This is a genomic window from Actinoplanes sp. CA-030573 (assembly GCF_050951115.1).
GTDB lineage: Bacteria > Actinomycetota > Actinomycetes > Mycobacteriales > Micromonosporaceae > Actinoplanes.
The window spans coordinates 3,322,398-3,346,468 of record NZ_CP192038.1; the positions used below are offsets into that span (position 1 = coordinate 3,322,398).

General features: G+C 65.2%; 19 protein-coding genes and 3 pseudogenes. 7 read left to right on the forward strand and 15 right to left on the reverse strand.

The features are described 5' to 3' along the window. Positions 1-466 precede the first annotated feature (466 nt). A pseudogene (locus tag ACQP2F_RS15490) lies at positions 467-646 on the reverse strand (hypothetical protein); the annotation flags it as partial. Positions 647-1,255: 609 nt separating this feature from the next. Between ACQP2F_RS15490 and ACQP2F_RS15495 the strand changes: the two are divergent. The 3 genes and pseudogenes from ACQP2F_RS15495 (at position 1,256) to ACQP2F_RS15505 (ending at position 5,129) form a co-directional block, all read left to right on the forward strand. Next, positions 1,256-2,509 (forward strand): IS110 family transposase, encoded by a 1,254-nt coding sequence (locus ACQP2F_RS15495; RefSeq protein WP_433304583.1) that lies wholly within the window; start codon positions 1,256-1,258, stop codon positions 2,507-2,509. Between the two features lie 246 nt (positions 2,510-2,755). Beyond that, positions 2,756-3,957, forward strand: a pseudogene (locus ACQP2F_RS15500) (IS110 family transposase). An 809-nt stretch (positions 3,958-4,766) separates the two neighbouring features. Next, entirely contained in the window at positions 4,767-5,129 is a 363-nt protein-coding gene (locus ACQP2F_RS15505) for a winged helix-turn-helix transcriptional regulator (RefSeq protein ID WP_433304585.1), read from the forward strand. 386 nt (positions 5,130-5,515) lie between these two features. Here the strand turns inward: ACQP2F_RS15505 and ACQP2F_RS15510 are convergent, their stop codons facing one another. Continuing rightward, positions 5,516-5,851 carry a hypothetical protein gene (locus ACQP2F_RS15510; RefSeq protein ID WP_433304587.1) on the reverse strand — a complete coding sequence of 112 codons (336 nt, stop codon included), beginning with the start codon at positions 5,849-5,851 and terminating at the stop codon, positions 5,516-5,518. A gap of 609 nt (positions 5,852-6,460) precedes the next feature. Between ACQP2F_RS15510 and ACQP2F_RS15515 the strand changes: the two genes are divergently transcribed. Beyond that, the gene (locus ACQP2F_RS15515) at positions 6,461-8,404 is read left to right on the forward strand and encodes a protein kinase domain-containing protein (RefSeq protein ID WP_433304589.1); all 1,944 of its coding nucleotides are present in this window, start codon (positions 6,461-6,463) and stop codon (positions 8,402-8,404) included. A gap of 225 nt (positions 8,405-8,629) precedes the next feature. Here ACQP2F_RS15515 and ACQP2F_RS15520 read toward each other — a convergent pair. From ACQP2F_RS15520 to ACQP2F_RS15545, 6 genes and pseudogenes are all read right to left on the reverse strand, one after another. Then, positions 8,630-9,519, reverse strand: a pseudogene (locus ACQP2F_RS15520) (IS5 family transposase). 170 nt (positions 9,520-9,689) lie between these two features. Beyond that, on the reverse strand, positions 9,690-10,058 hold the full coding sequence (locus tag ACQP2F_RS15525) for a transcriptional regulator (RefSeq protein ID WP_433304591.1): 369 nt from the start codon (positions 10,056-10,058) through the stop codon (positions 9,690-9,692). Beyond that, the gene (locus ACQP2F_RS15530; RefSeq protein WP_433304593.1) at positions 10,055-10,339 is read right to left on the reverse strand and encodes a hypothetical protein; all 285 of its coding nucleotides are present in this window, start codon (positions 10,337-10,339) and stop codon (positions 10,055-10,057) included. Before ACQP2F_RS15530 ends, ACQP2F_RS15525 begins: the two co-directional genes overlap by 4 nt. A gap of 1,312 nt (positions 10,340-11,651) precedes the next feature. Next, the gene (locus ACQP2F_RS15535; RefSeq protein ID WP_433304595.1) at positions 11,652-13,286 is read right to left on the reverse strand and encodes a hypothetical protein; all 1,635 of its coding nucleotides are present in this window, start codon (positions 13,284-13,286) and stop codon (positions 11,652-11,654) included. A 168-nt stretch (positions 13,287-13,454) separates the two neighbouring features. Continuing rightward, positions 13,455-13,757 (reverse strand): hypothetical protein, encoded by a 303-nt coding sequence (locus tag ACQP2F_RS15540; RefSeq protein ID WP_433304597.1) that lies wholly within the window; start codon positions 13,755-13,757, stop codon positions 13,455-13,457. A 37-nt stretch (positions 13,758-13,794) separates the two neighbouring features. Next, positions 13,795-14,037: a hypothetical protein gene (locus ACQP2F_RS15545; RefSeq protein ID WP_433304599.1), complete on the reverse strand. Its 243-nt coding sequence runs from the start codon at positions 14,035-14,037 to the stop codon at positions 13,795-13,797. Between the two features lie 139 nt (positions 14,038-14,176). On the opposite strand from ACQP2F_RS15545, the gene ACQP2F_RS15550 reads away from it, so the two are divergent. Then, complete coding sequence (locus ACQP2F_RS15550) at positions 14,177-14,518, forward strand: hypothetical protein (RefSeq protein WP_433304601.1); 342 nt, start codon at positions 14,177-14,179, stop codon at positions 14,516-14,518. Between the two features lies 1 nt (position 14,519). Beyond that, positions 14,520-15,779 (forward strand): hypothetical protein, encoded by a 1,260-nt coding sequence (locus tag ACQP2F_RS15555; RefSeq protein WP_433304602.1) that lies wholly within the window; start codon positions 14,520-14,522, stop codon positions 15,777-15,779. 180 nt (positions 15,780-15,959) lie between these two features. Here the strand turns inward: ACQP2F_RS15555 and ACQP2F_RS15560 are convergent, their stop codons facing one another. From ACQP2F_RS15560 to eccB, 5 genes are all read right to left on the reverse strand, one after another. Continuing rightward, entirely contained in the window at positions 15,960-16,307 is a 348-nt protein-coding gene (locus tag ACQP2F_RS15560) for a YbaB/EbfC family nucleoid-associated protein (RefSeq protein ID WP_433304604.1), read from the reverse strand. Positions 16,308-16,393: 86 nt separating this feature from the next. Continuing rightward, positions 16,394-17,596, reverse strand: a complete 1,203-nt coding sequence (locus tag ACQP2F_RS15565) for a S8 family serine peptidase (protein ID WP_433304606.1) — start codon at positions 17,594-17,596, stop codon at positions 16,394-16,396. Further along, positions 17,596-18,894 carry a WXG100 family type VII secretion target gene (locus ACQP2F_RS15570; protein WP_433304608.1) on the reverse strand — a complete coding sequence of 433 codons (1,299 nt, stop codon included), beginning with the start codon at positions 18,892-18,894 and terminating at the stop codon, positions 17,596-17,598. The genes ACQP2F_RS15565 and ACQP2F_RS15570 overlap by 1 nt, the downstream gene beginning before the upstream one ends. A gap of 71 nt (positions 18,895-18,965) precedes the next feature. Continuing rightward, complete coding sequence (locus tag ACQP2F_RS15575; protein WP_433304610.1) at positions 18,966-19,331, reverse strand: hypothetical protein; 366 nt, start codon at positions 19,329-19,331, stop codon at positions 18,966-18,968. Positions 19,332-19,982: 651 nt separating this feature from the next. Beyond that, positions 19,983-21,458, reverse strand: a complete 1,476-nt coding sequence (gene eccB / locus ACQP2F_RS15580; RefSeq protein WP_433304612.1) for a type VII secretion protein EccB — start codon at positions 21,456-21,458, stop codon at positions 19,983-19,985. Here eccB and ACQP2F_RS15585 point away from each other — a divergent pair. Beyond that, positions 21,447-22,466 (forward strand): type VII secretion protein EccE, encoded by a 1,020-nt coding sequence (locus tag ACQP2F_RS15585; protein WP_433307503.1) that lies wholly within the window; start codon positions 21,447-21,449, stop codon positions 22,464-22,466. The genes eccB and ACQP2F_RS15585 overlap by 12 nt on opposite strands. A gap of 60 nt (positions 22,467-22,526) precedes the next feature. On the opposite strand, the gene eccD is transcribed toward ACQP2F_RS15585, so the two are convergent. Together eccD and ACQP2F_RS15595 are read right to left on the reverse strand one after the other, a co-directional pair. Further along, positions 22,527-23,927, reverse strand: a complete 1,401-nt coding sequence (eccD, locus tag ACQP2F_RS15590; protein ID WP_433304614.1) for a type VII secretion integral membrane protein EccD — start codon at positions 23,925-23,927, stop codon at positions 22,527-22,529. A 4-nt stretch (positions 23,928-23,931) separates the two neighbouring features. Further along, the gene (locus ACQP2F_RS15595; RefSeq protein WP_433304616.1) at positions 23,932-24,069 is read right to left on the reverse strand and encodes a hypothetical protein; all 138 of its coding nucleotides are present in this window, start codon (positions 24,067-24,069) and stop codon (positions 23,932-23,934) included. Positions 24,070-24,071: the final 2 nt, after the last annotated feature.

The following is a 24,071-nucleotide window of genomic DNA, read 5'->3' on the forward strand; positions in this document are numbered from 1 at the left end:
GGCACAGCCACATCCCCGGCTCGCCGGGGAACCGCAGCCGTAGGTGACGGCTGATCTGCTGCGGGCTCCACCGCTGCTCGCGCAGTTCGCAGATGCTGTCATGGCACAGCCACATCCCCGGCTCGCCGGGGAACCGCAGCCGTAGGTGACGGCTGATCTGCTGCGGGCTCCACCGCTGCTCGCGCAGTTCGCAGATGCTGTCATGGCACAGCCACATCCCCGGCTCGCCGGGGAACCGCAGCCGTAGGTGACGGCTGATCTGCTGCGGGCTCCACCGCTGCTCGAGCAGTTCGCAGATGACGTCGCGGAGCTCATGGCTGGTCTCAATGCGGCGGCGATGAGGCCGGGCACGGCGGATGGTCGCCAGACGGTGCGCCTCGAACGGACGGTAGGCAGCGCCGGGAGTATTGCGGCGCAGTTCCCTCGAGATGGTCGACGGTGCCCCGCCCAGCTGGTCGGCAAACTGTCGGATCGTGCAACCGGCCTGACGCAGGTCCGCGATCACGATCCGCTCGTCCTGCGACAGGAACCGAGCGCTGATCTGGCGCTCCGCCAACCGATCCAGCGGCGCGACAAACCCAACCACGACACCGTTGCGGTAGGTCTTGTAGCCGCGAGACCAGTTGGCACCTGTCGTGCGGCTCACCCCACCTCCCGGGTAGCCGCCCGGACACTCCAACCCCGCTCGCGCAACTCCATGAACCGCTGGCGTTTGTCCGACTGCGGACGCCGCCCCGGCCCCTTCTTCACCCAACGTGACGACAACACGACTCCCATGATGATCTAGGAAGTGTTGCAACCGTCAATAGAAACCACCCCGCCGCCCGGGGTCAGCCTTCACCCGCCGCCGACAGGACGAGTCCGCGCTCTCGAGCAGACCCCAGAGGCGGCCTGAGCGGGCTAGGACGTGACCGGACGCGGGCCGTTCTGTGTCTGCCCCCGTTACCTAATGACTCTCGTGCGTTCCGTCGCGGACGGGGATGCCTACCCGTTACCTGGCCTCGGAAGGTCTCCAAAAAGATCGGCACCACGCCTGCGGCGGACCGTCGCTGGGCAAGCATGTTGATCGTGATTGCAGCCCGCCCGCACGGCGCACACCTCGTGTACCGGGAGCCGTCGAGCTCTGAGCTGCGAAGACAGGATCCGTGCGGGTCGGTGGAATCGCGAACGGCTAATTGGAGGGTAGGCCACAGAGCCTCGTCATTAGGGCGCCGCGCGTTTCCGTCACGGGCTGGCTGCTGACCTGGGGAGGAACGTGAGTTCGAAGGTGTTCTGCGGCATCGACTGGGCTGAACGGCACCACAACGTCGCAGTGGTCGACGAGCAGGGGACGCTGTTGGCCAAGCGTCGTATCGGCGATGATCTGGCTGGTTTCATCGAGCTGGTCCAGATGCTGGTCGACGCTGGCGACAGTGCGACGGATCCGATTCCGGTCGCGATCGAGACGCCACGTGGCCTGCTGGTGGCGGCGCTGCGCTCGAGCGGGCGCCGGGTCTACTCGATCAACCCGATGGCCGTTGCCCGTTACCGGGAACGCATTACGGTGTCGCGCAAGAAGTCCGACCACGCCGACGCGATGGTGCTGGCCAACATCCTGCGAACCGATGCCCACCTTCACCGCGTGCTGCCGCAGGACAGCGAATTGGTCCAGGCGATCGCCGTCCTCGCTCGCGCCCACCAGGACGCCACCTGGCGACGGGGCCGAGCATCCAACGAACTGCGCTCTCTGCTGCGGGAGCTCTACCCAGTTTTCCTAAACGCCTTCGCCGACCGCAAGGGCAACCTGACCAGCGCGGAAGCGCGAGCCGTGCTGGCGATCGCGCCAACGCCGACCGTCGCGGCGAAACTGTCGCGGGCTCGGATCGCGGCTGCCCTGCGACGTGGTGGCCGGCAACGCGGCGTCGACGAGCTGGCTAACGAGCTGCATGAAGCGCTGCGCCGGCCACAGCTGCACCAACCGCCCATGGTCGAGAGCGCGATGGGCACCCAGGCGCTGGCGCTTCTGGCGACGCTCAACGTCGAATGCGCGAACGTCGACCAGCTGGCCGAAGCAGCCAGCGAAGCGTTCCGCCAGCACCCAGACCACACCATCTTCACGAGTCTGCCGGGCCTGGCCGACGTCACCGGCGCTCGGGTCCTAGCCGAGATCGGCGACGATCGCGACCGGTTCGCCGACGCCCGAGCGTTGAAGGCCTACGCCGGCTCTGCACCGGTCACTCGCGCGTCCGGCCGCAGCATCTCGATCACTCATCGCAGGGTCAAGAACGACCGGCTCGCCGCCGTCGGATACATCTGGGCCTTCGTCGCCGCCTCCCACTCTGAACCGACTAAACAGCATTACCAACGGCGCCGGGAACAGGGTGATCGCCATGCCGCGGCTCTGCGCCACCTGTTCAACCGCTTGCTCGGCCAGCTCCACCACTGCCTGCAGACCGGTCAGACCTGCGACCCGCTCAAGGCATTCGGACCCATCGGGGCACGCCCCAGGCAGCGGCCGCTTGACCGTTAGAAAGATCGGAGGTCTTAAAGATCGTCCCCAGCCGGGGGCTCCTCGGTTGCCCGGCCTGGCATGACTTACTGCCCCTGTCGTGCGGATGATCCGGGGGGTGTTGTCACCGAGCCGGGTGGCGTCGACAGATCGCTGATAGGGACACGACCACCTGCAGGGCTGAGGTAGGTCTCCTCGTAACGTGGCTGCCGACAGTCGACGCCGGACTGGCGATCGAGGTGACAGGTTACCTCGCAGGGAGGCGATGTGCACGGCGATTACCAGGTGTTCCTCGGTCTTGACGTCGGTAAGGACGGCCACCACGCCGTCGCCCTAGATCCTGGTGGGAAGCGGTTGCACGACGCTGCTTTGGTCAACACCGAGGCCTGGCTGCGGCAGGTGTTCGACAAACTCGCCCGCCATGGCCGGATCCTCGTGGTCGTCGACCAGCCCGCCTCGATCGGCGCGTTGCCGGTCGCTGTCGCCCGAGCCTGCGGTCACCAGGTGGCTTACCTGCCCGGGCTGGCGATGCGCCGGATCGCCGATCTGCACCCGGGCGCGGCGAAGACCGACGCGCGCGACGCATATGTGATCGCGGACGCCGCCCGCACGTTGCCGCATACGCTGCGCCGGGTTGATGTCGGTGACAAAACCCTTGCCGAGCTGGGGGTCTTGGTCGGCTTCGATGACGACCTTGCCGGTGAAGCCACGCGGATCTCCAATCGCATCCGCGGGCTGCTCACCCAAATCCACCCCGCGCTCGAACGTGTCCGCGGACCACGGGTGCAGCACAAAGCAGTGCTTGAGCTGCTGTCGCGCTGCGGGGGCCCTGCCGGGCTGCGCAAGGCCGGCCGTTCCAAACTTGGGGAGATCGCCGGTAAGAATGCTCCACGCCTGGGTGAACGGCTTGTCGAGCAGATCATGACCGCACTCGACGAACAGACGGTGATCGTTCCCGGCACGACAGCAGCGGAGAAGATTCTTCCCCGGCTGGCCGATAGCCTCCGCGACGTCCTGGTGCAGCGTGATCAGGTCGCCGGTGAGGTCGAAGGGATCTCGATGCGCACCCTCTTGCCCGGGTCCTGACGTCGATGCCCGGCATCGGGGTCAGGACCGCCGCCCGGATCCTGCTCGAAGTCGGCGACGGCACCGCCTGTCCCACGCCCGGGCATTTGGCATCCTATGCCGGCCTGGCCCCCGTCACCCGCCGCTCCGGTATCTCTATCCGCGGAGAACACCCGCCCAAGGGCGGCAACAAGCAACTCAAACGCGCGTTCTTCCTCGCCGCGTTCGCGTCCCTGTCCCATCCACCGTCGCGGGCCTACTACGACCGCAAACGAGCTCAAGGCAAACGCCACAACGCCGCCCTCATCTGCCTCGCCCGCCGCCGAGTCGACGTCCTGTTCGCCATGCTCCGCGACCAACAGCCCTACCAGATCCGGCCGACAGAACACGCCCTCGCCGCTTGACGAACCCATAGGGACACCCCCCCGCCCGTTCACGGTCGTGAATTATCTTGCCGCCCAACATCGCGGGCGAATGGATGACCGGCAGCCGAGCCTTCGGCCTGCTCTTCTGGCGTCACCCGCACCTGGCGAATACGCCCACACCCGCGGCAACGACAGATGACCGCGGCTACGCCGCGGTAGTCCCCACGGCCCCGCGGCAGATCAGACACCTGACAAACAACTCAACCAGCGACTTGACCGGCCCGCTCCTTCATGGACGACACAGCGTCTGACAGATGGGCTCGCGGATGACGTACGAGTCCGTTTGATCCGGTAACAACACCCGCAGATATGCGGCGATTTGTTGCGAGCGCCAGTCCTGCTCAAGCTCTCCCGGACCAGGCGGTGAAGGTTCAGATTCGCCTCCCTCAGCGTGGACGGAAGGCTGCGCCGTCGGTCCGCGTGTGCGCGAAGGCGCAACTCGCCGCGACCGTGGCCGGATAACCTTCGATCCGCGCGCTTCCACGAACGCTCAGCGACGGCACGTCTTGTGGCGCCGCTGCCGCGACGTTCATGGGGCAAGCTAAACGCAGCTACAATAACCGCAGCCCAGCGGTAGTTTGTGATGTCACCGGTGCCCTTAAGTGTCACCATGCACCGGCGCCGGTGGATATTAGCCGTTGCTGACCGGAGGCCCGCAGTGCTTGGTGTTCAAGTTTTGCGTCACTTTAGCCACGCCATTTGCTGAAAAATGTTGACGCGTAATCGAAGAATTATCGCGCTCGTGAAAAGGTCTAATGCCCGTGACAAATTCTGCAGAGCAGGAGCCCGTGGTCGTCACCCAGACCACTCGAGAAGTACTTGACCGCGTAGGAGATATGTGGAGTGCTTTAGTGGTGCTGGCTCTGTCGGGCGGTACTTTGCGGTTCGCCGAGGCGCGGCGCAGGGTCGAGGGGATCAGCCAGCAGATGCTTACCCTCACTTTGCGCGGACTGGAGCGCGACGGCTTAGTCACCCGAACCGTGCATCACACGCGTCCGCCACAGGTGCATTACACCCTCACCGAACTCGGTCATACTCTAGTCAGCCATCTCATCAATCTTAAATGTTGGGCGGAAAAGCACACCCCTGACATCGAAGCTGCGCGTGCCGCATTCGACAAGGCTGAGCGCCGATTCAGTCAGCAGTTTTGAGTCGGTCCGTGATCCGGCTACTCATCAGTGCTTAAGCTCTCCTGCTCTGGCGTCGGGGTGGACGCGAACAGTCGGTACACGTCCGCCTCGTCCTTCTCAATTTGCTCGGGCCGCGGCAAATCGTCCGGGAGAGCGCGGAGCCGGTCGCTTGACGCAGGTTAGAAAGACGCTCGAAATGGTGTTCCGCCGAAATGGTCTGTACGCAGACCCGAACCCTTGCGCGGCGCGCGCAGGTAGGAGCAGGAAGATCTTAGGGGCGGGAGCGAGCGCCTGGGCGATCGCGAATTGCTTCCGTTGGTCGTGACCTGGTATTCTGGCGGGATTGCACGTGGCGCCTTTGGATTTGTCGTTCCCGACCTAAAAAGCTGACGCAGGAAGGTAAATCGCTATTGGGCAATACTAGTGACGTGAGCGCCGTCTGCGCGAATGATGTTGATGGTGAGCGGTTCAAGGGTAGGAGGCTTTTCGCGGCGATAGAGAAATTTTGCTTTCACGGACGCAGTGTCGTTGTAGGTGAAGCGACCGATATGCATTGGGGTCGTTCCTCGAAGTAGATTTACTAGCTCGTTACCGCCCAGGCGGACGCGCACAGATCTTTCTCGCGCGTCGATGAGCCACGCGTTATCGAGATCGGCAAGGAGTGTTCCGATGGCGGTGACGACTGAGCCGTTGAGTTGCCAGCTATCGGCAATGAGCCGACTCACCGAGTAGATTTCGATCATCGCCAGTCGCGCCGTCTCCGTTGAAGATCGGTGAGTCGCCGATCTATATTCCCAGCAATCATTACCGTCGTGGATCGCATGACAGATGTTCAACGTCGCGAGGGCTTCTTGTCAAGCCTATAAGGTCTCTCATGAGCGCGATGTGTGTGGCAAAGCACGTCGTCAAATCTCACCGCTGCCCAGGGTGCCAGCGGCGGCATAATTTCGGCCGGGGATTAGTTCCGCTGTCGAGGTTGCCGATGCATTGAAGTAGCCGGCCAAGGCACGGTAGTAGCTGTAATGGTCCCATGAGGATGCACGCAGGCGTGTAACCGGACCCATTCTGTCTCTCGAATGGTCGAGCCAGGGTCAATTATAGTATCACATTTTGTAGGTTTGCCGAAACGTCAGCGGGAGGCAACTCCTTAGTCACGGATTTGATAATGTGATGTTCCGGAAGCCGCCCACAGTAATGAGGGCTACTTCTAACGAGAAGCTATGACTGACAATGTCTCGGGTCTTGCACCAAGCCAACGGACTTTGCCACGCTGGGGGTCGCCGCCGCCATCGTGTGGACCGCTACGAGACGACTGGCGCCCAGTGGCCTAGCAGTGACACATCGTTATGACTATGCCGTATCACCGGCTTCGTGAGAAGGCGACAGTGCAAACCCCGGAACTTGCAGGTCAGTTGAACCTTTCCGATCTGAAGATGTTGGCGAAGGGCGGTCGCTCTACGATCTACAGCGGTCGGCGAACAGAAGACGGCCGCGCAGTCGCCCTCAAAATATTCGACGATCCAGCGACCGGCGTTCAACAACGGGAAATCCTGAGCCATCATGCCGCCGCTGTCGCGTCACTGCGGCATCCCAACATCGCGCGCATATACGGAACGGGCTTAACCGGCGATGCGCGCTTCTATTACCACCGCGATCTTCTCGACCGAAGCATTGCCGATATGGCCAAGCTTGTGCCGGTCCCCGTACGACAGGCGACTGAGCTGGGGGCGGCGATAGCCGACGCGCTGTGGTTAGCACACGAGTCAAAAATATTTCACGGGGCCGTAGACCCGAGCAACATTTTCTACAGAAAAGACGTATCTGTCCTAGCCAATTTTCAGCCGCCTCCGGCCAGCGGCTTCGCCGCAAGTCGACGAGATCTGAGATTCGATCCTCCCGAGTTCATGTGGTCTCTGCCGCCATCGGCGGCCTCGGATGTTTTCCAGCTCTGCGCGACCATAGGCTGGCTGATCCTCGGAAGGCCGGTGAGGGATGTCCGTCACGGTGTCTCTCTCGCCGAGCTCCAGGATGTTTACGCTGCCTTCAGTCCCGCATGGCCCAACATGGATCACTTGTTGGTTGAGGTTCTTCGCAGCGGCCTGCAATTCGAGCCGGCCAACAGGCTCGGCATGGATGAATTGCGCCAGGCTTTGACTAACGCCTCGAAACGGGCTCAGGCACGGAGAATACCGACAGAGGAAAGCAGTGAGGTGGTTGTTCCCGCGGCGCACGCCGCCTCGCGTGCGGCGCACAGTGGAGACCTCGTTGCGGGGCAGTCGACTGATACACCGGCGACCTCCGGTGACGACCCGTCGGTGAGCGGCCATCCAACTGTGAGCAGCTTGATGAACCCGGCCCTGACAACAACACACGAAGTCCAGGCCGCATCGCCCGATCACCGGGATCCGCCGCCTGTTCGGCCCAGCGCGCAGCCACTCATCAACACAAATCTGGCCGGGAACCCGACTACTGTCAACTCGCCAGCGGTGGAGCATACGGCCGTCGCTGCCCTGAGACCTGCCGGGTCGGCGGTCGCCTCCCCGGCGAACGACGGCAAGACCCCGTCGCGCCTGGCGCGATCAGAAGTTGATGCACGAAGAATAGCGACGCGAGCGAAGTTGCTCGGTGCTGTGGTGGTCGCGGTAGCCACCATCGCCTTCGTCGCCATCATTCTCTCGGTCGTCAGCCGACCCATCGAAGGTGGGCGCATCGCCGCTACCGCAAGAGACCACCGCCTTGGCCCCACAGAGAGTGCATTTCCGTCGCGAGGGCAGCGCTACAGCTCACCGACGCCGCGACTGCTTTTAGAACCCACGACAGTCACGACTTCGAGCGTCGCCGCCCCGTCGTCACCGTCTCCCTCAAAGGTCCGCCGCAAAACGGTGTCGCCGGCTCAGCAGCCGAAGAGATCGAGCCTGATTGTTCTGCGCAAAGGCACTGCGTCAAGTTGTCCCGTCACCAACGACCCGGTCACGACCTGCCGAGTGAAGCAATTGTATACCGTTGTTCTGGGCCGCCGCTATACGGAAGAAGATCAAACAGCCGCCGAATCCTGGGCTGCACTTCCGTCTGTGGAGGCCGTTCGCCGTGGGCTTGCTTACAGCCTGGAAGCGAAAAGTCGCATCAGCGACTTCTATCACGCCTGCCTCGGTCGTGCCCCAGAGCCCTCTGGCCTCGCCTCATGGCAGCGTTTACTCGGAACCGGAACCAGCATGTACTCGGTCGCTCAGCAAATCCGATCTAGTCCTGAGTCGCGGAGTAAGGGCACTCCTTGCCGTATCGAAGGCCTCTCCTGAAACTCTCCAGCCGACCTCGACGCCGCGATGGTCATCGGCCCCTCTCTAACAGCGAATGCCGGCTCCAGGTGAGTAGGTCGATGCCCGTCGGAGAGGCCTCGATCCTGCGCCTGCTGGAACGCGAACTGCGGGGACGGTAACCCGCCCAAGCCGCCGCTGTTTAGTCACCGGATCCCATCCTCTACACAGCCGTGCACCCGGTGACACATCCCAGCACTTACCCGACTAGGTTCTGTCTCGTAGATCAGGGCCGTCGGGTACGGCGTGGAGCCAGTCGAGCATTTCGACGAGGTCGAGGGTGGCTGGGAAGTGGGCGCCCAGCTTGTCGTAGCGGGTGGCCAGTCCGCGCCGGTGTTTGCGTCGGTTGAAGCCGCGTTCGACCTGGTTGCGCCCGCTTGTAGGCGGTCGGGTCGAACGCGGGTGGCCGGCCGCCGTTGCGGCCTTTGCGTAGCCGGTTGGCGATCTGGTCGCGTGGCTGCGGGATCGTCGCAGTGATGTGTTTGTCCCGCAAGGCTTGCCGGTTGGCCCGTGACGAATAGGCCCGGTCGCCGGTTAACGAGTTCGGACGTACTCGCGGCCGGCCGGGGCCAGGTGTCGCCACCCGGACCCGGTCCAGCAACGGGATCAGCTGCCGGGTGTCGGCGGATTGCCCGGGCGTGATCAGCGAGACCAATGAGCGGCCCCGGCCATCGGCCAGGGTGTGGATCTTCGTGGTCAGCCCGCCGCGGGAACGTCCGATGCCTTCGCGTGCCTGGGCTTCGGCGACCCCAGCCCCCTTTTGCCGCCCCGGCAGCATGCTGATGAGCACGCACGATCGTCGCGTCGACCTGAGCGTCCCAGTCGATGTCGTCGTCGAGTTCAGCGAGGGTGACGACCTGGGCTTTCAACCTTGCCCAGGTGCCATCGGCGGCCCACCTGCCAAACCGCTGATACGGCGTCTTCCACGGCCCGTACCGCTCGGGCAGGTCCCGCCAGGGTGAGCCAGTGCGTTTGACCCAGAAGATCGCGTTGATCACCTGCCGGTGATCACGCCACCGCCGGCCCTGAACCGGCTGGGCCGGCAGCAACGGCGCCAGCACAGCCCATTCCTGGTTCGTCAGATCCCCACGGGCCACACCACATCAACGATCGACATCCATGATCGCCACGTTGATCTAAGAGACAGAACCTAGCCGCCGCTTCGGTGTATTTGTGGCGAACACCCGTTTGCCGCTCAGGCCGGGACGCCGCTCTTACGGTGCAGTTCCCGTCGCGCCTGATGGACGAAACGCCGCGCCGGCCGAGATCATTGATCTCGCGGAGGCCTTCGACCGGACGGGACGGCGGCGGCATCGGCGTCGTGGTGCTGTTCAAAGCGGTCAGCCAGCTGGCGTAGTGCGGCCATCGCCGCAGCGTAGGCGGCCCGGCCGTGTCCGCTGATGCTCACCCAGGTGCGGGGTCGTTTGCTGTGGTAGCCCTCGCGGATAGTGACCAGTCGTTGCGCGGCCAAGACGTCGAGGTGGCGGCTGAGGCTGCCGTCGCTGATGTTCAGCGCCGTTTTGCGGTAGGCGAAGTCGGCCTCGTCGGTCGCAACGACGATCGACAGGATGCCCGAGCGGATGCGCTGGTGCACGGTGGTCGTTGAGGCCGAGATCAGTTGCGGTGCCTGGCTCATCCGTTCTCTCGTTCCTGACGCAGCGCCATCCCGGCGGCAATCATGGCAGCGCCCAGACCTAGCGCCAGCAGGCTTTCCGCCAGGGCACATCGCTGCGTGAAGGCACGCAGCAGGCCGCTGGCGGCCACGCCCATGATGACGGCGAAGGTCACCGCCCATCGCACCAGTGTCCGGTTGCCGTGCATAGCAGCCAAGAGCGCGAAGCCGATGGCCGTGGCGATGGTGGCTCCGGGCCGCCGCTGAGACAGGCACAGCACCGCAAGAACGACACCGGTGACCATGGCGGCGGCCGCGCGACCAGCGCCAACGCCGGCGGCAGCCGCCCGGCGCCGGTAGGCACGCCTAGTACGACGAATCCTGCAGGCCCCGCGCCAAGCCAGAACAGATTATCATACACTAGCACATGCGCTACGGACAGCCACCCGAAGATCAGCAACGGCACCGAGTTGGCCCGCCGGTCGGCACGCGCACGCCGCAGTGCCTGCACCTGAGAACTTCATCGGGTGAGGCGGCAGCCGTCACGTGCGAGCTGCCGCACCAGCAGGCGCCCACTGGAGACGTCACTTCCCACAGCCATTCTTGCCTTCCGATAGCGTCAACTTTGTACGCGAAATATTACCCTCCTGTTAGCTGTCAAGGGTCGCGGCGCTCGACGACCGTTATCTTTCGAAGACGCCTATAAGCGAGAGTGGTCGGATAGACTCGCGAGCGCCGGCAAACTTTCGGCAGATGGCGGCGGCTCCAAAATCCCGGCGATGCCTGAAGTCTGAACGGAGCCACTCCATGGCGCAGCGGTTATAGCCGCGAACGTGCGGGTAGCTCGCCGCGAGCACCAGGGCGCGCGATACCTTGACGGGGCGCCCGACGACGACCGGGGGGTGCGACGGGATGCCGGCGTCTCGCCGTGTGGTGCCGCGGCAGCCTTTGGTGATCGACGCCGCGCCCTGCCTGCGCGCTCGTCGTGGCCGTGCGACGTCGGGGCGTGTCGTGGCCATCTGGCCGCCGGTCGCGATTCGCCAGGCGCACGGCCACGATTCATCCTTCACGAGATCGGCGGCCGCGGATGTTCTCCGCGCACCAACGCCGAGTCGTGCCAGAACGATCGCGCGCTCGCCGCGCGCGCCGCCAAGCGGGACGGCGCCGCGGCAAAGCATTGGCCACCACCACGGCTGAACACGACATTGCCGGCTGTCGCGCACTCTTCCGTCGGCTCCTGCGCGTCTACTACCGACTCGAGCAGTGCGCGGACACCGTCGGCACCCGCTCAGCGCAGCCCGCCTTCTCGCTGACCGGAATGCCGCCGTCAACACGCCCGCGGCCCGTTGCGTATGACCAAAGCGCCGTGCCAGGCATCCACGACATCCCCCGGTCGCAGCCTCAACCGCGTCGGGCCGATACGTGTCGACGAAGATGCTGCGGTAATGTGTGATCATAGTCAGCTCGGATCTGTCGGCATCACAAGCTGCGCGAAGAACGTCCCCATCTTCCTGGCCATCTGTTCGCTACGCGGGGTCCTTGACTATAGAGCTGGCACAGAATCTGCTGAACGAGTGGCGGAATGCGAACTACGCGGCTTCACCGTATCGCCCGAAGCTACCGAGGGTCTCGCGGCACGGGGCGCAGCGTATCGGCCGGGTACAGGTGGTGGACGTCAGGTTGTGGATTGTTGTAATTGGCGTCCAGGAGCATCAAATTCTCAGTACTGGGACCGGCCTTGAGTCCAAAGGAGAGCGGTCCTACGGAAGCCTTGACGGATGCATCTACGGAGGAACGATCCACGGCATAGATCTCTGTGACTTGCAAAGCGTGGCGTTGCAATCGCTGCCCCAACGCGCCTGTCGGCGCAGGAACCGGATTGAGGTGACCGTTTCCCTGCGCCTGTTGCAGAGCGGCCCGATTGTCCGGGTCGGACAAGTCCAAGTAGTACGACGTGATGCGCCGGTGAAGTTGTTCACTGTCGGCTTTTACCGCCGGCCCGCTCGCGGCCGGGACGCCTGGCACGCTTGACGCAACGCCCACCCCCACCTGATTGGTGCCCCCCGCATAGTCGAAGTCGCCGTCGTGGATGCTTTGGAAGACGTAACGCTTGGCGTGCCCGTGGCTGTCGTATTCCACCCGGGCGACTGACTGCTCACCGATGCCGGCAAGGAGCGGGACATCCGCGACAGTGGCGCCGCCCTTGGCGAGGGCAGCCATCGACGTGGACAACGAGGAGCTCCCGTCGGCCTTCTGCGTGAAAGTGACTCCCGCGTCAAAAGTGCCCGAGCCGGAAGCCGAAGCCAATCCGAAGGCTCCGGCGTCAGCGGCGACCTTGCTGGAAACCCCTAGCTGCACGGACCGCTCGTCGGGTGCCCGGCCGGTGAGGTCATCGTGCCAGGGGCCGAAGTCGGCCAGTGGGCCGGCTATCCATCCGGCACCGTCGCGTACCTTGGCGACGATGTGGTCAGTGAGGCTGACACCGTGGAGTTTCCGCAGGAACTGCTCGGCTGCTGCCCGATCGGCGAAGGTGTAGCGCTGCTGGTAACTCAGGACCGGGGCGGCCTCCGCCTCGCCGTACACGCGGGTCAGTGCCTGCTTGGCATCGGCAGGCAGGTCGGCGAGGGAAAACTTCTGTCCTGCGCTGGCGTAGAGACCCATGCCGTAGAAGTCGTTGAGTGCGACCATTACTTTTCCGTCTTGCGTTGTGGTGATGGTGACGCCCTCCCGTCGTGTCGTCCGTACGCCCGCGATGGTGACTGCCGCACCGAACGTGCTGGTGTCCCGCTGGTCGGTCTCTATCGGCAGGCCGTGTCGCCACGCGGAGCGCGCGCCGATGTTGAACCGGTGCGGCAGACTGGCCAGTAGGGCATCGAGGCGAGCTTCCTGCGCGGTCACGGCTTGTAGGGTGCGCTGGCCGAGCGTCGTTCCCTGCGTGATCAGCTTCTTGAGGGCCGCCGCTCGGAGGGCTGCCGGAACCGCTTGCGCCGTATCGTGCAGCGACCGCAGTTGGTTGATGTAGCTCAGCACCGCTGCGTCGGCCGCGTGCAGACTCTGTGTCAGGGTGGTCGCGGCGAGTGTGAGACCGCCGGCGGCAAAGCGCAGTGATGTCGCCGACGCGGACAGTTCACCGGTCAGTGTGCCGGACTGTTGCTGAAACGCGGTGGCGGCCGGACCGGTATGCGCCTGGGCAAGACGTCGCCGGGTCTCGGCCAGAGCAGCCCAGATCTCGTCGATCTCGTCGGCTTGCATTTGCCACTCGGACGCCAGGGCTGACAGCGAGGCTGTGTCGCCGATAAGCCGGGAGCGGTGCTTATCGATACTTGCTGCCTGGGACCTGAACATGGCAGGGACGGACGCTGTCCAATCATCTCGTAGGATGCCAGCATTTCCTACCGCCGTGTCGTCGACGCGCATACGTCACCTGAGTCCAGCGACGATGCCGGCAGCGAACCCGTATCGTGCGCCGGCGTATTGGTCGGCCTGCTGGTAGCTTTTCCGGGCCTCGGCCAGACTTGTTGACAACCCGTCAACCGCCGCTGCTGACATGCGGACCCGCTGGCCGATGCTGTCTTTGAATTGCATCACCAGCCGGTAGGTGCTTGCGGCGTGCCGCGTCGCGCCGAAAGCGCGGGGCGCGAGCGTTCCGGAAGCAATCGTGCCCGCCGACGCCTGGCCCCGTTCACCGAGACGGTCCAAAGCGGAAGCCTCCTGCTCCACCACGGCAGGTATCACCGAGAAACTGAATGGTCCCATGCGCTCAGGACAACGGGTGAACGTTGCCAGAAAATGTCTTAGGAGGATCTTTGCGTGAAGGACGGATGACGACGGCATTCTCCGCGATCTGCCGGCGCAATGCTGACCAGTGGCGTGATGCCACATCGAAACGCGGATCGCTTCCCCGCGCGACGAGAACGGCCGTATTGCCATCGGCAGCTGGTGCTTTACACCGCTCGTCGCGGGTAATTTTACCGATGCTCACCTGGAGCGCAATCACTACCATCTAGTGAAAGCCAGGGTCGGCGCGCTGCGCACTGAGCGCGTCTCGCCTCGCCGGGCAGTGCTGACGGGAATCGGAGAGGCATGTGGAAACTAACGCTTTGAGTGTCGATAGCGGCGCTCGCGGTAGAAATCTCGTGCGAGTGGCGCCTGAGGACGTGCTCCGTGTCGCCGATGCCGCGAGCTCGTCGGCCGGGGACGTTGAGGCGGCGATTGCCGCAGCATGGCAGCATCTGCCGGAAGCGCTTGCTCAATTCGGGCACTCGCGGAAGGACGGCTACGCATGGCGCATCGCGGCCGTTCTGCCGGAGGTCGAGAGCGAGAGTGTCCGGATGGTCCGCGCGACCCACCTGCACAGTCAGAACCGCGGCGGACTCGTCGGAAGCCAGGTGAAGCAGATGGTCGAAGCCGACGAAGCGGCCGCCCGCAGCTTCAGAACCTCTGTTGCCGGCTTCAACCTCTCCACAGCAGGCAGAAGTAGCTGAGATGCTGACCATTCCTGAGCTCATGGGCGTCCGCACGGCCGCATTCCAGCCGATGATCACGCAGATGCTCGATCTGAGCAAGAAGCTGAGCGCGGGCTCCGCAACAGCCGCCGCCGCAAGTAGAACGCTCGCCGAGCAGAACAGCGCCGTCACCACCGCCGCGCTCAGATCGGCGCAGGCGTCCGACGATGCACGACGTGCCGCCGGCTTGTTCTTGTCGGTGATCGCCCGGCGTGTCCAAGAGTTCTGCGATGGCATCGTGCGGTGCCAGTACACCGTGCGCACCATCCAGACGGCCGCGAAGGCTAAAGGTGTGCCGATCGGCACAGACTTCTCCGTATCTGCGGTGTCCGGCACGGCAACGCCCGGTCGCGACGCGCAGTTGGCGCATCAGTTTAATGCATCACTGCAGTCGGTGTGCGCGACTGCTGCGCAGCTGGACACCTCAATGGCCAAGGCGTTGATCGCAGCGCTGGATGAGCTGGGTGATGCGTTGACGGTGCCAGCTCAACACATGGGCAACTTGCGCTCGGCGGGCAACACATCGCTAAACAATCTCAATGCGCTGTTCGGTCTCACCGCGCCAGAGGACCCAAACGTCAAATTCGCCTTCGACGACGGGACCGTTGAGGAGGAGAGACTGTCCACGTCGCCCTCGGGGGGTCCGTTGTCGGAGCCGCCGGCGGGGCCGGCGTCGCCGGGAGAGGTTCCCGCTCAATCGGGCACTCTCACCTGGAGTCCGGGGAACGGCGAGGCGTCGTTGCATCTGGACGCCAGCAGGATCGTCGATGGCGGGAACATCACCTACCATCTTCCGGGACCCGATGGCCAGCCTTCGGGCTCGGACGTTCAGTTCGCGGTATCGACCGATGACGACCACAATCGCGTCTTGACGGTCACCTTCAAGAAGGGTGATGGCGACGAGGTGTGGCAGCAACAATTCCATGCGGAAGCCACATATCATACCGGAAGTAACAAGTATGATTTTACGGTGGGTGGTCGCGCCGGCGCCGTCGGTCTCGCCGGTGTGGTCACGTACGACGCCAATCTTGGGACTCTCACGAGCGAAGGTTTGACCGTGAGATGGGACGAGAACACGGGCTTCGGCGCCACCTACGACTCAACATCGCACCACCTTACCGACGTCAACGCCACCTATGGTATCAAGACCGGCGGCAATAGTTCAGTCGTGCCGAGCGCCACCTGGAACCCGGAAACCGGGGAGACAAAGGTTGAAGTGAATTACACCAACGAATGGTAGCGGGGCAGGCGTCGGCGTGTAATCGAAGCCTATTCTGATGTGCGTAGTGAAAGGCCGGACATGTATTCGGGATGCCATGTCCGGCCTTCGCCATGTGCGGCGTGATGTTTATGAGAGTGGAAATCAGCAAGGTGTAGGCGGCCGTTTTTGATGGTGCGGAGAAATGTCGGCCGTTGTCACCTACCAAGCCGGCTCCGGACGATCGTCGTCGTGATGATGCCGCTGTTCGTCGAGGTCGAAGTCGTCGCCGAACCGCTGTCGTGTCTCGGCAGCAAGCTGCGCCATGGCGTCGTTGATGGCTGCCAAGACGGTGTCGCCCAAGCTGTAGGCGTCATGTTCACGAAAAACTGACGGGTGCAAATCGACCGCGGTGAAACGTCCGTCACCGGTCACGGTGACCGTCACCGCCCCTCGATCTGCCGAACCCTTCAAGGTCAGAGCATTGAGTTCGGCTTGGATTCGTTCAATGCGTTCCTGGTTCCGCTCCAAATCGGCGAGTGCCTGTTCCAGTTCAGCGTCAAGATCCACTTTTTAGTCCTCTCTGTTTGGCGTTTCGCTTCGGTTTATAAACTTACGACTTGGTAACCGGGTGTGGCCGTCACCATGCCCAGCGACTACAACAAAGGAGGTGCTGCCGCTCCGCTCTCGCTCCGCATTCGCCGGATGAGCAGGAAACCTACCCCGATGGCAGACGCCAAGACGAAGGCGACGGAAGCGATCAGCTCTGCGCGGTGGCGCCGGTGCGCCAAACCATCGGTTGTCCTTCGTATCGCAGGAAAAGCCGGATCACCGTCCACGGTGTTCACGCGCGCGGCCTCACCGAGGGCATCGCCGGCTGCGGTGACCGCGCTATACGCGTTGACTACACCCAACCGGTGCGCGCTGTTCGGATCCGGCACCAGCAGATCAGCGGTAGCCTCGAGCCTGGCGATGACACCAGCCGCCGACAGGTTCGGCAGCCGCGCCCGAACGAGCGCCGCAGTGCCGGCGACGAAGGCGGCCGCCATGCCGGGGCTGTCGACCGGCCCGCTGTAACCGCCGTCACCGACCGGCCCGACCAACCCGGTTCCGGGGGCCGCCACGTCGATGTGGGGGCCTTGATCCGCGTCGGCCATGACTTTCCCGGCCTGATCGACGGCGGTCACGGCGAGTACGCCGGGATAGCCGGTGGGATAGGTGATTCCCGCCTCGGGCTTGGCGCCTGCCGACACCACCACCTCATCAGCGGCAACAGCCGCCGCGACCGCGTCGCGCAAGTCCTGGGTATTCTTCGGCTGCGCCAAGGGAATGAGGATGACGTCTGCACGGTGCTTCGTGGCGTACCGAATGGCGCGCGCGAGGGCGTTCGGTGTTGCCTGGTCGCTGCCGTTGTTGAGCGCACCGGCGTACCGGATCGGCAGGATGGTGGCGTCTGGAGCGACGCCGGCGAAGGCGCTGCCGGTCGTGGGCTGCGCGGCCACCAGCCCTGCGGCGAACGTCCCGCGTCCGTCGCAGTCCCGGTTACCGGCACCAGACGCGTTTCCTGAGCGCACGTCAGCCCCGGTCAGCACCTGACCGGGCGCAAACGCGGGATTGCGGGCATCGACTCCGGTAGCGAGCACGGCGACGGTGACGCCGCGCCCGGTGCTCGCTGGCCATGCCCGCTCTGCCGCAACGCGTCGTTCGGCCCACGGCTCGCCGGCCGGTGCCGCATTTTTCGCCTGCAAACACGTGGTGCCGTTGGACGCATACGCGGACGACCATGGATCAGCCAACGGCAACGCGAACGATAGACACATTCCCGCCGCAGTGATGGACACCGCGGCTGAACGGCGCATCACGTGACGGAGACCCGGTGGTCGGCATCGATGCTGATCTTCTCAGACACCAGGCCGCCTGCCTCCGGGCCATTGGTGTCAACGGTGAGCTGCAAGTCCATCGGGCTGCTGGTCGGCAACTGCACCGAGACTGAGGTGTTCCCGAAATCTGAGGTGACGACTACGCTGTCGGCTGGCGTCGGCGTGCCCCATCCGCTGCCGCCTCCGGCAGAGACACTGCCGGTCGCATCGGCGACGCTACCGGTGACGACTGAGCCGGGGCCCGCTTGTCCGGGCTCGATCGGTACCCACGTGTTAGTCGCCGGGCCTGCAGGTGCGGACGCCGTGAGCGCTCCGTAGTCGGCTCCGGAGTACCGGAGGCCGGTGGGACCGTACCCCGATGTCAGCCCTGTGCCGCCACCGCCAAGTCCCTCCGCCGCGGCGGTCTGCTGGGCGGCCTGGTAGCCCGCGGCGTAACCACTGTTGTAGCTTGTGGGGTCGCCGACGGCCGACAGGGTGGGCCCCGCTGCGCTTGCTGCCGTCATCCCGGTTGCTGCGGCAGGCGCCGTCGCCGTCGTGGAGAGATCATGTACTGCCGCCAGTACGGGGGTGGTCGATGGAACAGCCGATGTGACGGCCGCGGTCGGCGGAGCGGACAAGATGCCGTCGCTGAATGACGGGACTGTCAGGGTAGTGTCGGTGAGCGGGTCCACGGCGGCTGTCGCCGTGTCGGCGTGGGACCCGAAGATTTGGTCGGCGAACTGCTTACCGTCGCTGACCAACGCGAGCCCGGCCTGGATCTTCTCCAGGAGTGATTTGCCGCCGCCCGTGACAGCGCCCAGATCGGCGCTGATTTTGGAAAGCGAACCCATGACGTCGGTGCCCAGGCCGGTCAGGCCGATGAGCTGGAGCCACTGCTGCGCCGTGGAAAAGTAGGTCTGCAGGGCGTTGGTAGAGGTGCGCGCGATCACGCGCCCGACGTGATGGCTGGCAGGATGAGGACTCGCCAAGAGCCCGGCCACAATGGGGTTGGTGGAGCCGACGACCCCACGGTAGACCGCGATCGCCGCCTCGAGGAGCTGTTTGGTTTTCTCCAGATGCGCGACGTAGCGGTCGAGCTCGTCGGCGCTACTGGTCAAACTGCTGTGCACGTTCGCGATTTGTTCTTGAGCAACCGGAGAGGCGGCACCGCTCGGCCACGCCTGAGTCAACTGCTCCAGACTTGCCTTCCAATCGGCAGCCGCTTTCCGGAAGGCATCCGACTGTTGAGAAAGCTCGTTCGCGTAGGCTTCTATGGCCCGCGGATCGACCGACTGCACACTGTGTGCCAGGACCTGGATGCCGGGGGCTCCGGCTCGCCGTATGGCGCCGTTGGACGGAAGCGCGCTCGTCACGGGAGTTCTCCCGATTCCATGGTCCCCGGCATCCCGGCCACCGGTCGCAGCGACGACTTCATGTGGCCGGCGTGTGTGATGTCCCCGTCGGTGTATGACTGTCGGCTCGCCCTGAGGTTTTCCATCATCAGCTGGGCCGACGAGTGAACGACGTCGAAGGTGCTCGCGAGCTGGGGGTGAACCTGATCGAGAGCAACGCGGGCGACCACGTCGCCCAGCCGACCGAAGGCATCGGGGTGACACGCGGTGGCGCCGAGTTGCTGGGTGGTGCTCAAGATGAACCTGATCGTCGATTGCATGTCATCGGCGATGTTCTTCATCTTCTCCAGGTCGGCGACGATCGGCTCTGTGCTCGACTGCATGCTCTCCTCCTGCCTTGCATTACGTCGAATGGAGACTAGGTCACGGCATGGTGGTGGGGGACGGCACAAACACGGCGCCGGGGGCGTTATATTTTCCCGTGTGATGGATTCACGGCAGGCGGCTGGAGGTCGATGAACAACGCCGAACAGCGGATGAACGGCGGGTCTCCGCAGGCTGCTGGCTCCTTCAAAAAGAGCCCATCTGGGCGTGTCTCGGCAATTGTGTCTCGCGCGGATGAACGTCGAGGATCTGACCGGCGATTGCTCATCGTCGCCCGAGCGCGGCGCGTGCCGTAAGGCTTTCCGGGCGTGTGCAGCTGGCCTCACGGCGCCAGCACGCACCCAGGACCTGCTCGCGACCTGCGTCGATCCGAGCGCGGTCGTCGCCGTACCTCTGATGAATAGCGCGCCGAGCGATGCGGCCTGCATGTAGCCGACGTGACAACGTTGCATCGATCGCCTTCATCACCATCCTTCGCCGTGCGGCCTCGCTAATGGCCGGCTCGGTGTCCCAGGCGTCCCGACCGGTTACCAGCGATCGCGGCTGTCACTGGGTGGCCTGCTTCAGCTGGTGGGCCCGCGAAACGTCAGTAGCGGTACGGGCAGGCGGGCGTCATCTTGCACCCGATGGCTATCGCTACGTCTTCATGGCTATTGCTGCACCTTCGCGGCCGCCGCCCGGTCGAGGGTCGGTCCAGCAGGCACAAGACCGATGACATCAGGTGGAAGATCGACGGGCCGCACGGCGCCGTAACCGAGCGCGGTGCGGGCGGCGTCATCGGCGACGGCGAAACGTCTGGCCTGATCCGTCACCAGGTATGTGGTGCCGCCGTAGACGTTGGTCCGCACCAGCGCACCGGTATCCGGCGGAACGGCCACTTCCAGTGAACCGCCATTCCACGGAACCGGCCGCCGAACGGCCAATGCCCCGACCGCGCATATCCGGAGGCGCACGACGGGGTCCTCTCCGGGCTGCACCACCGCGCAGGCCGCGACATCCTGCGGGCTGAGCAGTTGCAGCAGTTGCGGCGGTCGAACAGGAAACGCGCCCCGGTCGACGGGTTCGACGACGGTCGGCGCCGACGCGAGCGCACTCGCCGGCACCGGCACCGGACGGACGGGGGAGGCACCGTAGGAGGCCCGGGCGGCCGGATCCCCAAGGACCAGCGCCGCCTCGGTTGCGGTGATCGTTCGGACGCCGTCGCTGAGCACCAGCATGAGCCTGGTCGTCGTGCCGACGACCTGCGACTGCAGAACCTGACCGACACGTACCCCACCGGGAGCATTCCAGCGGGGTTGCTTTCCGCGATTGTCAATGGGCGGGAATCGAAGGTCAGGCCCGACCGGCATGGCGTTGAGCACGCCGTCCGAAACCGGCAATGCGAGGGTCGCGCTGTAGTTCAGGGCAGCCAGGGCCGCGCTGCCGCCAATCGCCCATCGGCGACCGTCGGCAAGCAGATAGGTTCTCTTCTGCGCATCCTCGACCAGCAGTCCCGTGTCCGAGGCCGGTTCCTGCCCCTCCGGTTCGCCACCCAGCACGACGGTGGTCACCGGCGTGGGCCGGGGGGCAGCCCGCGAGCACACGGTCCACGCTCCGCCAGAAAGCTTGCCGGCAGCCGGCAGCGCATCGGGGGCGCCGCTGATACCGACGGGCAGACCGCGTGCCGCTTCACCAAGCGACCGGGCTGACACATGCACCGACTTCGGATTATCGGCACCGACAATCAGTCGCGCCGAGGCGAAGTTGAGTACCGGATGGATGCGTTCGTCCGCGGCCCGTACAAACCGGGTACCGGTTTCATTGGCGATAATGATGACACCGGGATCCTGCCAGGCGTCGGCGGCGCCGGGACGCACCAGCCCCCACACCCCGAACGCGGCCAAGGCAAGGGTGAGAATGATAGCGCCCGCCAACGTTCCCAGCAACGGCCGGCGGCTGGGCAGATGGGCCGCGTCGGGCTCCGCCTGCACCAGCGCCGACACGCTGCGCTGCCGCAAGAATTGGTTGGCCTGTATTTGATCCTTACGAGACCAAGCCATCATTCTCCTTCTGGAATGGATCGACGAAACTGAACATCGCGCGGCCGCAGGTTCCTCGGGCAGGATGTCGGCGTGATGCCGCCGCACGAAATGACACCCATGGACCGCAATTCCGCCGTAAGAAGCACGCCGTGGCGCATCGGCGACCAGCTGCCCATCCTGCCGCCGGTGAGAACCATAGTTGCGATCGAGGTGGTCGGGCTAGCGTGCAGTGCCTTCGCCGCCGCGGGCAGTCCGTCGGCGCTGGTCATCGCGCTGGCAATTGTCGGTGGAGTCGTCGGAGCCGTACCGATTCGGCGCCGGTCCGCGTGGAGCTGGGCCGTGACGTGGTGCTCCTACCGGCTGCGCACCAGCGGGACCCTCACCCCACCGTCGCCGCCGTCAGTGACCACCTTCATCGACCGCTCGGGCGCTGACTACGGCATCGTGACGACGTCTGGTGCGGTGGCGATGATGCTGGAAGTGGACGCGCGTTCTGGGCTACCCAGCCTGGATCTCCTGACCGGAGCCATGGAGTATCACGCCGTCGCGCTGGACGGCATCCAACTTCTCGACGTCATCACCGCGGCAGGGCACAGCCGGCTGCTGACGGTCCGGCTGAAACCGGAAAAGTCACGTGCCGCCGTCGCGGCACGAGGTGGGGGTGCCGCGGGAGCGCACCGGGCGCTCGGCGCGTGTACGAGCGCCCTGGTGCGTCGTCTGCTCGAGAGCGGCAGGACGGCCCGTGTGCTCGACACGAGCGAAGTGACCGACCTGGTGGCGAGCACGGCGGCTGCGCCGATGGTCGAAAGCTGGACCTACTGCAGGTCCGGCCGAACCCGGCACGTCGTGTTCGAACTGACCCGCTTGACGGCCGATCCGGCGACCGTGACCGCGACGCTGGCCCGGCTGCCCACTGCTGAGCTGGCGATGGCGTACGAGCTCACGGTGGGCCCGAGTGGTCAGCACGTCGTGCGCGCAGTGATCCGGTTGTCCCAGTCGCGGTCGCCGGACACCACGCCGAAAAGCCTGTCCGGTCCTGGCTGGCGATGCCGCCGTCTCGACGGGCAGCACGCACCGGCTTTGCGGCGTACGCAACCGCATGCGTCATGGTGACCGGCGCAGGGCGGCATTGCCTCCGGCGCAACGCCCGCGGTGCGGGCCACGGTCAGGATGTCATCCGCTCAGACCGCGAATCCACCCGTAAAGACCGAGAACTTGACCGACGACGGGCAGTACGGCGGAGAGTGCCATGAGTTCCGCAGCGTCCAACAGCCGGGCCACTCGCGGCGACGGCCGATTGCGCGGCGCGCGCACGGTCACACCGAACGCCATCGCCGCCGTGACGACACCGAACGCGGCAAAGGCCGCCGGCGGCTGCCACCGAACGTGCGTTCCGATGGTCGCCGCAGCGAGTCCGAGAACCAGCAGACCCGTTCCGAGAACGGTGCGCCGCTGGAACCGCCCCCGAGCCTGCCTGCTCTGCAGCACCGCCGCCACCCCCACCACTGCCGCCAGCCCCTTCGCCGCCGTGCCGTCAGTGAACGCAAGCGGCAGGACGCCACCGGCAATCGCGGCGCATCGCGACGCCTCGAGGACGTCGAGATACCGCTTCGCCCGGTCCGACTGCTCGGCCACATCGTGGTCGTACACCGGACCGTCGCCGGATCGGAACGAGTCCATGTCGGCCGGCACCGGAGCCGGCGTCAGCCGGCTCAGGCGTAACGCGAAAGCCGGCAGCGCCGAACCTGAGGCCATCAACAGCGACACCACGACCGCGGCGACCATCACCGCAGCGAACCGCATCGACGCCGCCGTCGTCATCATGGCGATGAGCGCGACCGCGGCGGTGGCGAGGAACGCGCGGGTATACCGGCGTGAGAGCGCCGCGGCCACGGCCGCCACCAGCGCCGCAGCCGACGTGCCGGCGAACAGTTCCGGCGCGCCGAACCTGCTCACCGGCACATCGCCTGCGGTGATCAGGACTGCGGACAGGCCGCACGCGGCCAGCGACAGCCACTGCAGCAACGCGCCCACCAACGCCGTCGCAGGGCGGGGCGAGCGAACCAGGACGCCACCGGCGACCAGCGCGAGCACACCGCTGGCGGCCAGAACCGACGCGACCGCGGACCACGGCGGTCCACCGGCCAATGCTGCCGCCACCGCAGCTGCCCCGCTTAGCGTCCCTACGGCTGCACCGGTGACGACCGTGTCGGCTGGACGCCAGGAGCCGGCCGAGTGCTCCGCGTTGTCGGCGATGGCATCCACCACGTCGTCGAAAACCGCCGGCGGCAGTTGCGCGTTGCGTGGCGTCAGGTGCAGGACGTCGCCGTCGACGATGCCGCTGGTCGCCACCATCGCCGACGTGTCGAGTGCACCGGTACCCAGCCGTGACAACAGCCAGCCGGTTCCGCCCGCGTCGTCGTCGCGCAGACCGGCCAGCCCCACCAGTTGCGGCACCAACTCGGCGATCGTCAGCTGCGCCGGCACCGCCACATCAACCCGCGTGTGCGGCGCCACGACCGTGACCCGCCGGGAGCCGGCGCCGGCCACCCGGCCAGCCTCTGCAGACGTCACTGCATCACCTCTTCACCTGTTTCGCCCGGCAGGCGTGCGGCTTTCCGCCGCCAGCGCTCGCCGTCGCCACCTGAACGTGCACGTAGTAATGACCGGAGGACAGTTGTGACCAGCACACCGCGGCGTTCACGGCGATCACCACGC

Bases quoted from the DNA above. Each gene is read 5' to 3' on its own strand.
- ACQP2F_RS15585 (WP_433307503.1), top strand. From the start codon at position 21,447: ATGCCGCCGCACGAAATGACACCCATGGACCGCAATTCCGCCGTAAGA.
- ACQP2F_RS15535 (WP_433304595.1), bottom strand. From the start codon at position 13,286: ATGCAAGCCGACGAGATCGACGAGATCTGGGCTGCTCTGGCCGAGACC.
- ACQP2F_RS15525 (WP_433304591.1), bottom strand. From the start codon at position 10,058: ATGAGCCAGGCACCGCAACTGATCTCGGCCTCAACGACCACCGTGCAC.
- ACQP2F_RS15515 (WP_433304589.1), top strand. From the start codon at position 6,461: ATGCCGTATCACCGGCTTCGTGAGAAGGCGACAGTGCAAACCCCGGAA.
- ACQP2F_RS15510 (WP_433304587.1), bottom strand. From the start codon at position 5,851: ATGATCGAAATCTACTCGGTGAGTCGGCTCATTGCCGATAGCTGGCAA.
- ACQP2F_RS15575 (WP_433304610.1), bottom strand. From the start codon at position 19,331: ATGCAGTCGAGCACAGAGCCGATCGTCGCCGACCTGGAGAAGATGAAG.
- ACQP2F_RS15555 (WP_433304602.1), top strand. From the start codon at position 14,520: ATGCTGACCATTCCTGAGCTCATGGGCGTCCGCACGGCCGCATTCCAG.
- ACQP2F_RS15545 (WP_433304599.1), bottom strand. From the start codon at position 14,037: ATGGTAGTGATTGCGCTCCAGGTGAGCATCGGTAAAATTACCCGCGAC.
- ACQP2F_RS15530 (WP_433304593.1), bottom strand. From the start codon at position 10,339: ATGGTCACCGGTGTCGTTCTTGCGGTGCTGTGCCTGTCTCAGCGGCGG.
- ACQP2F_RS15565 (WP_433304606.1), bottom strand. From the start codon at position 17,596: ATGCGCCGTTCAGCCGCGGTGTCCATCACTGCGGCGGGAATGTGTCTA.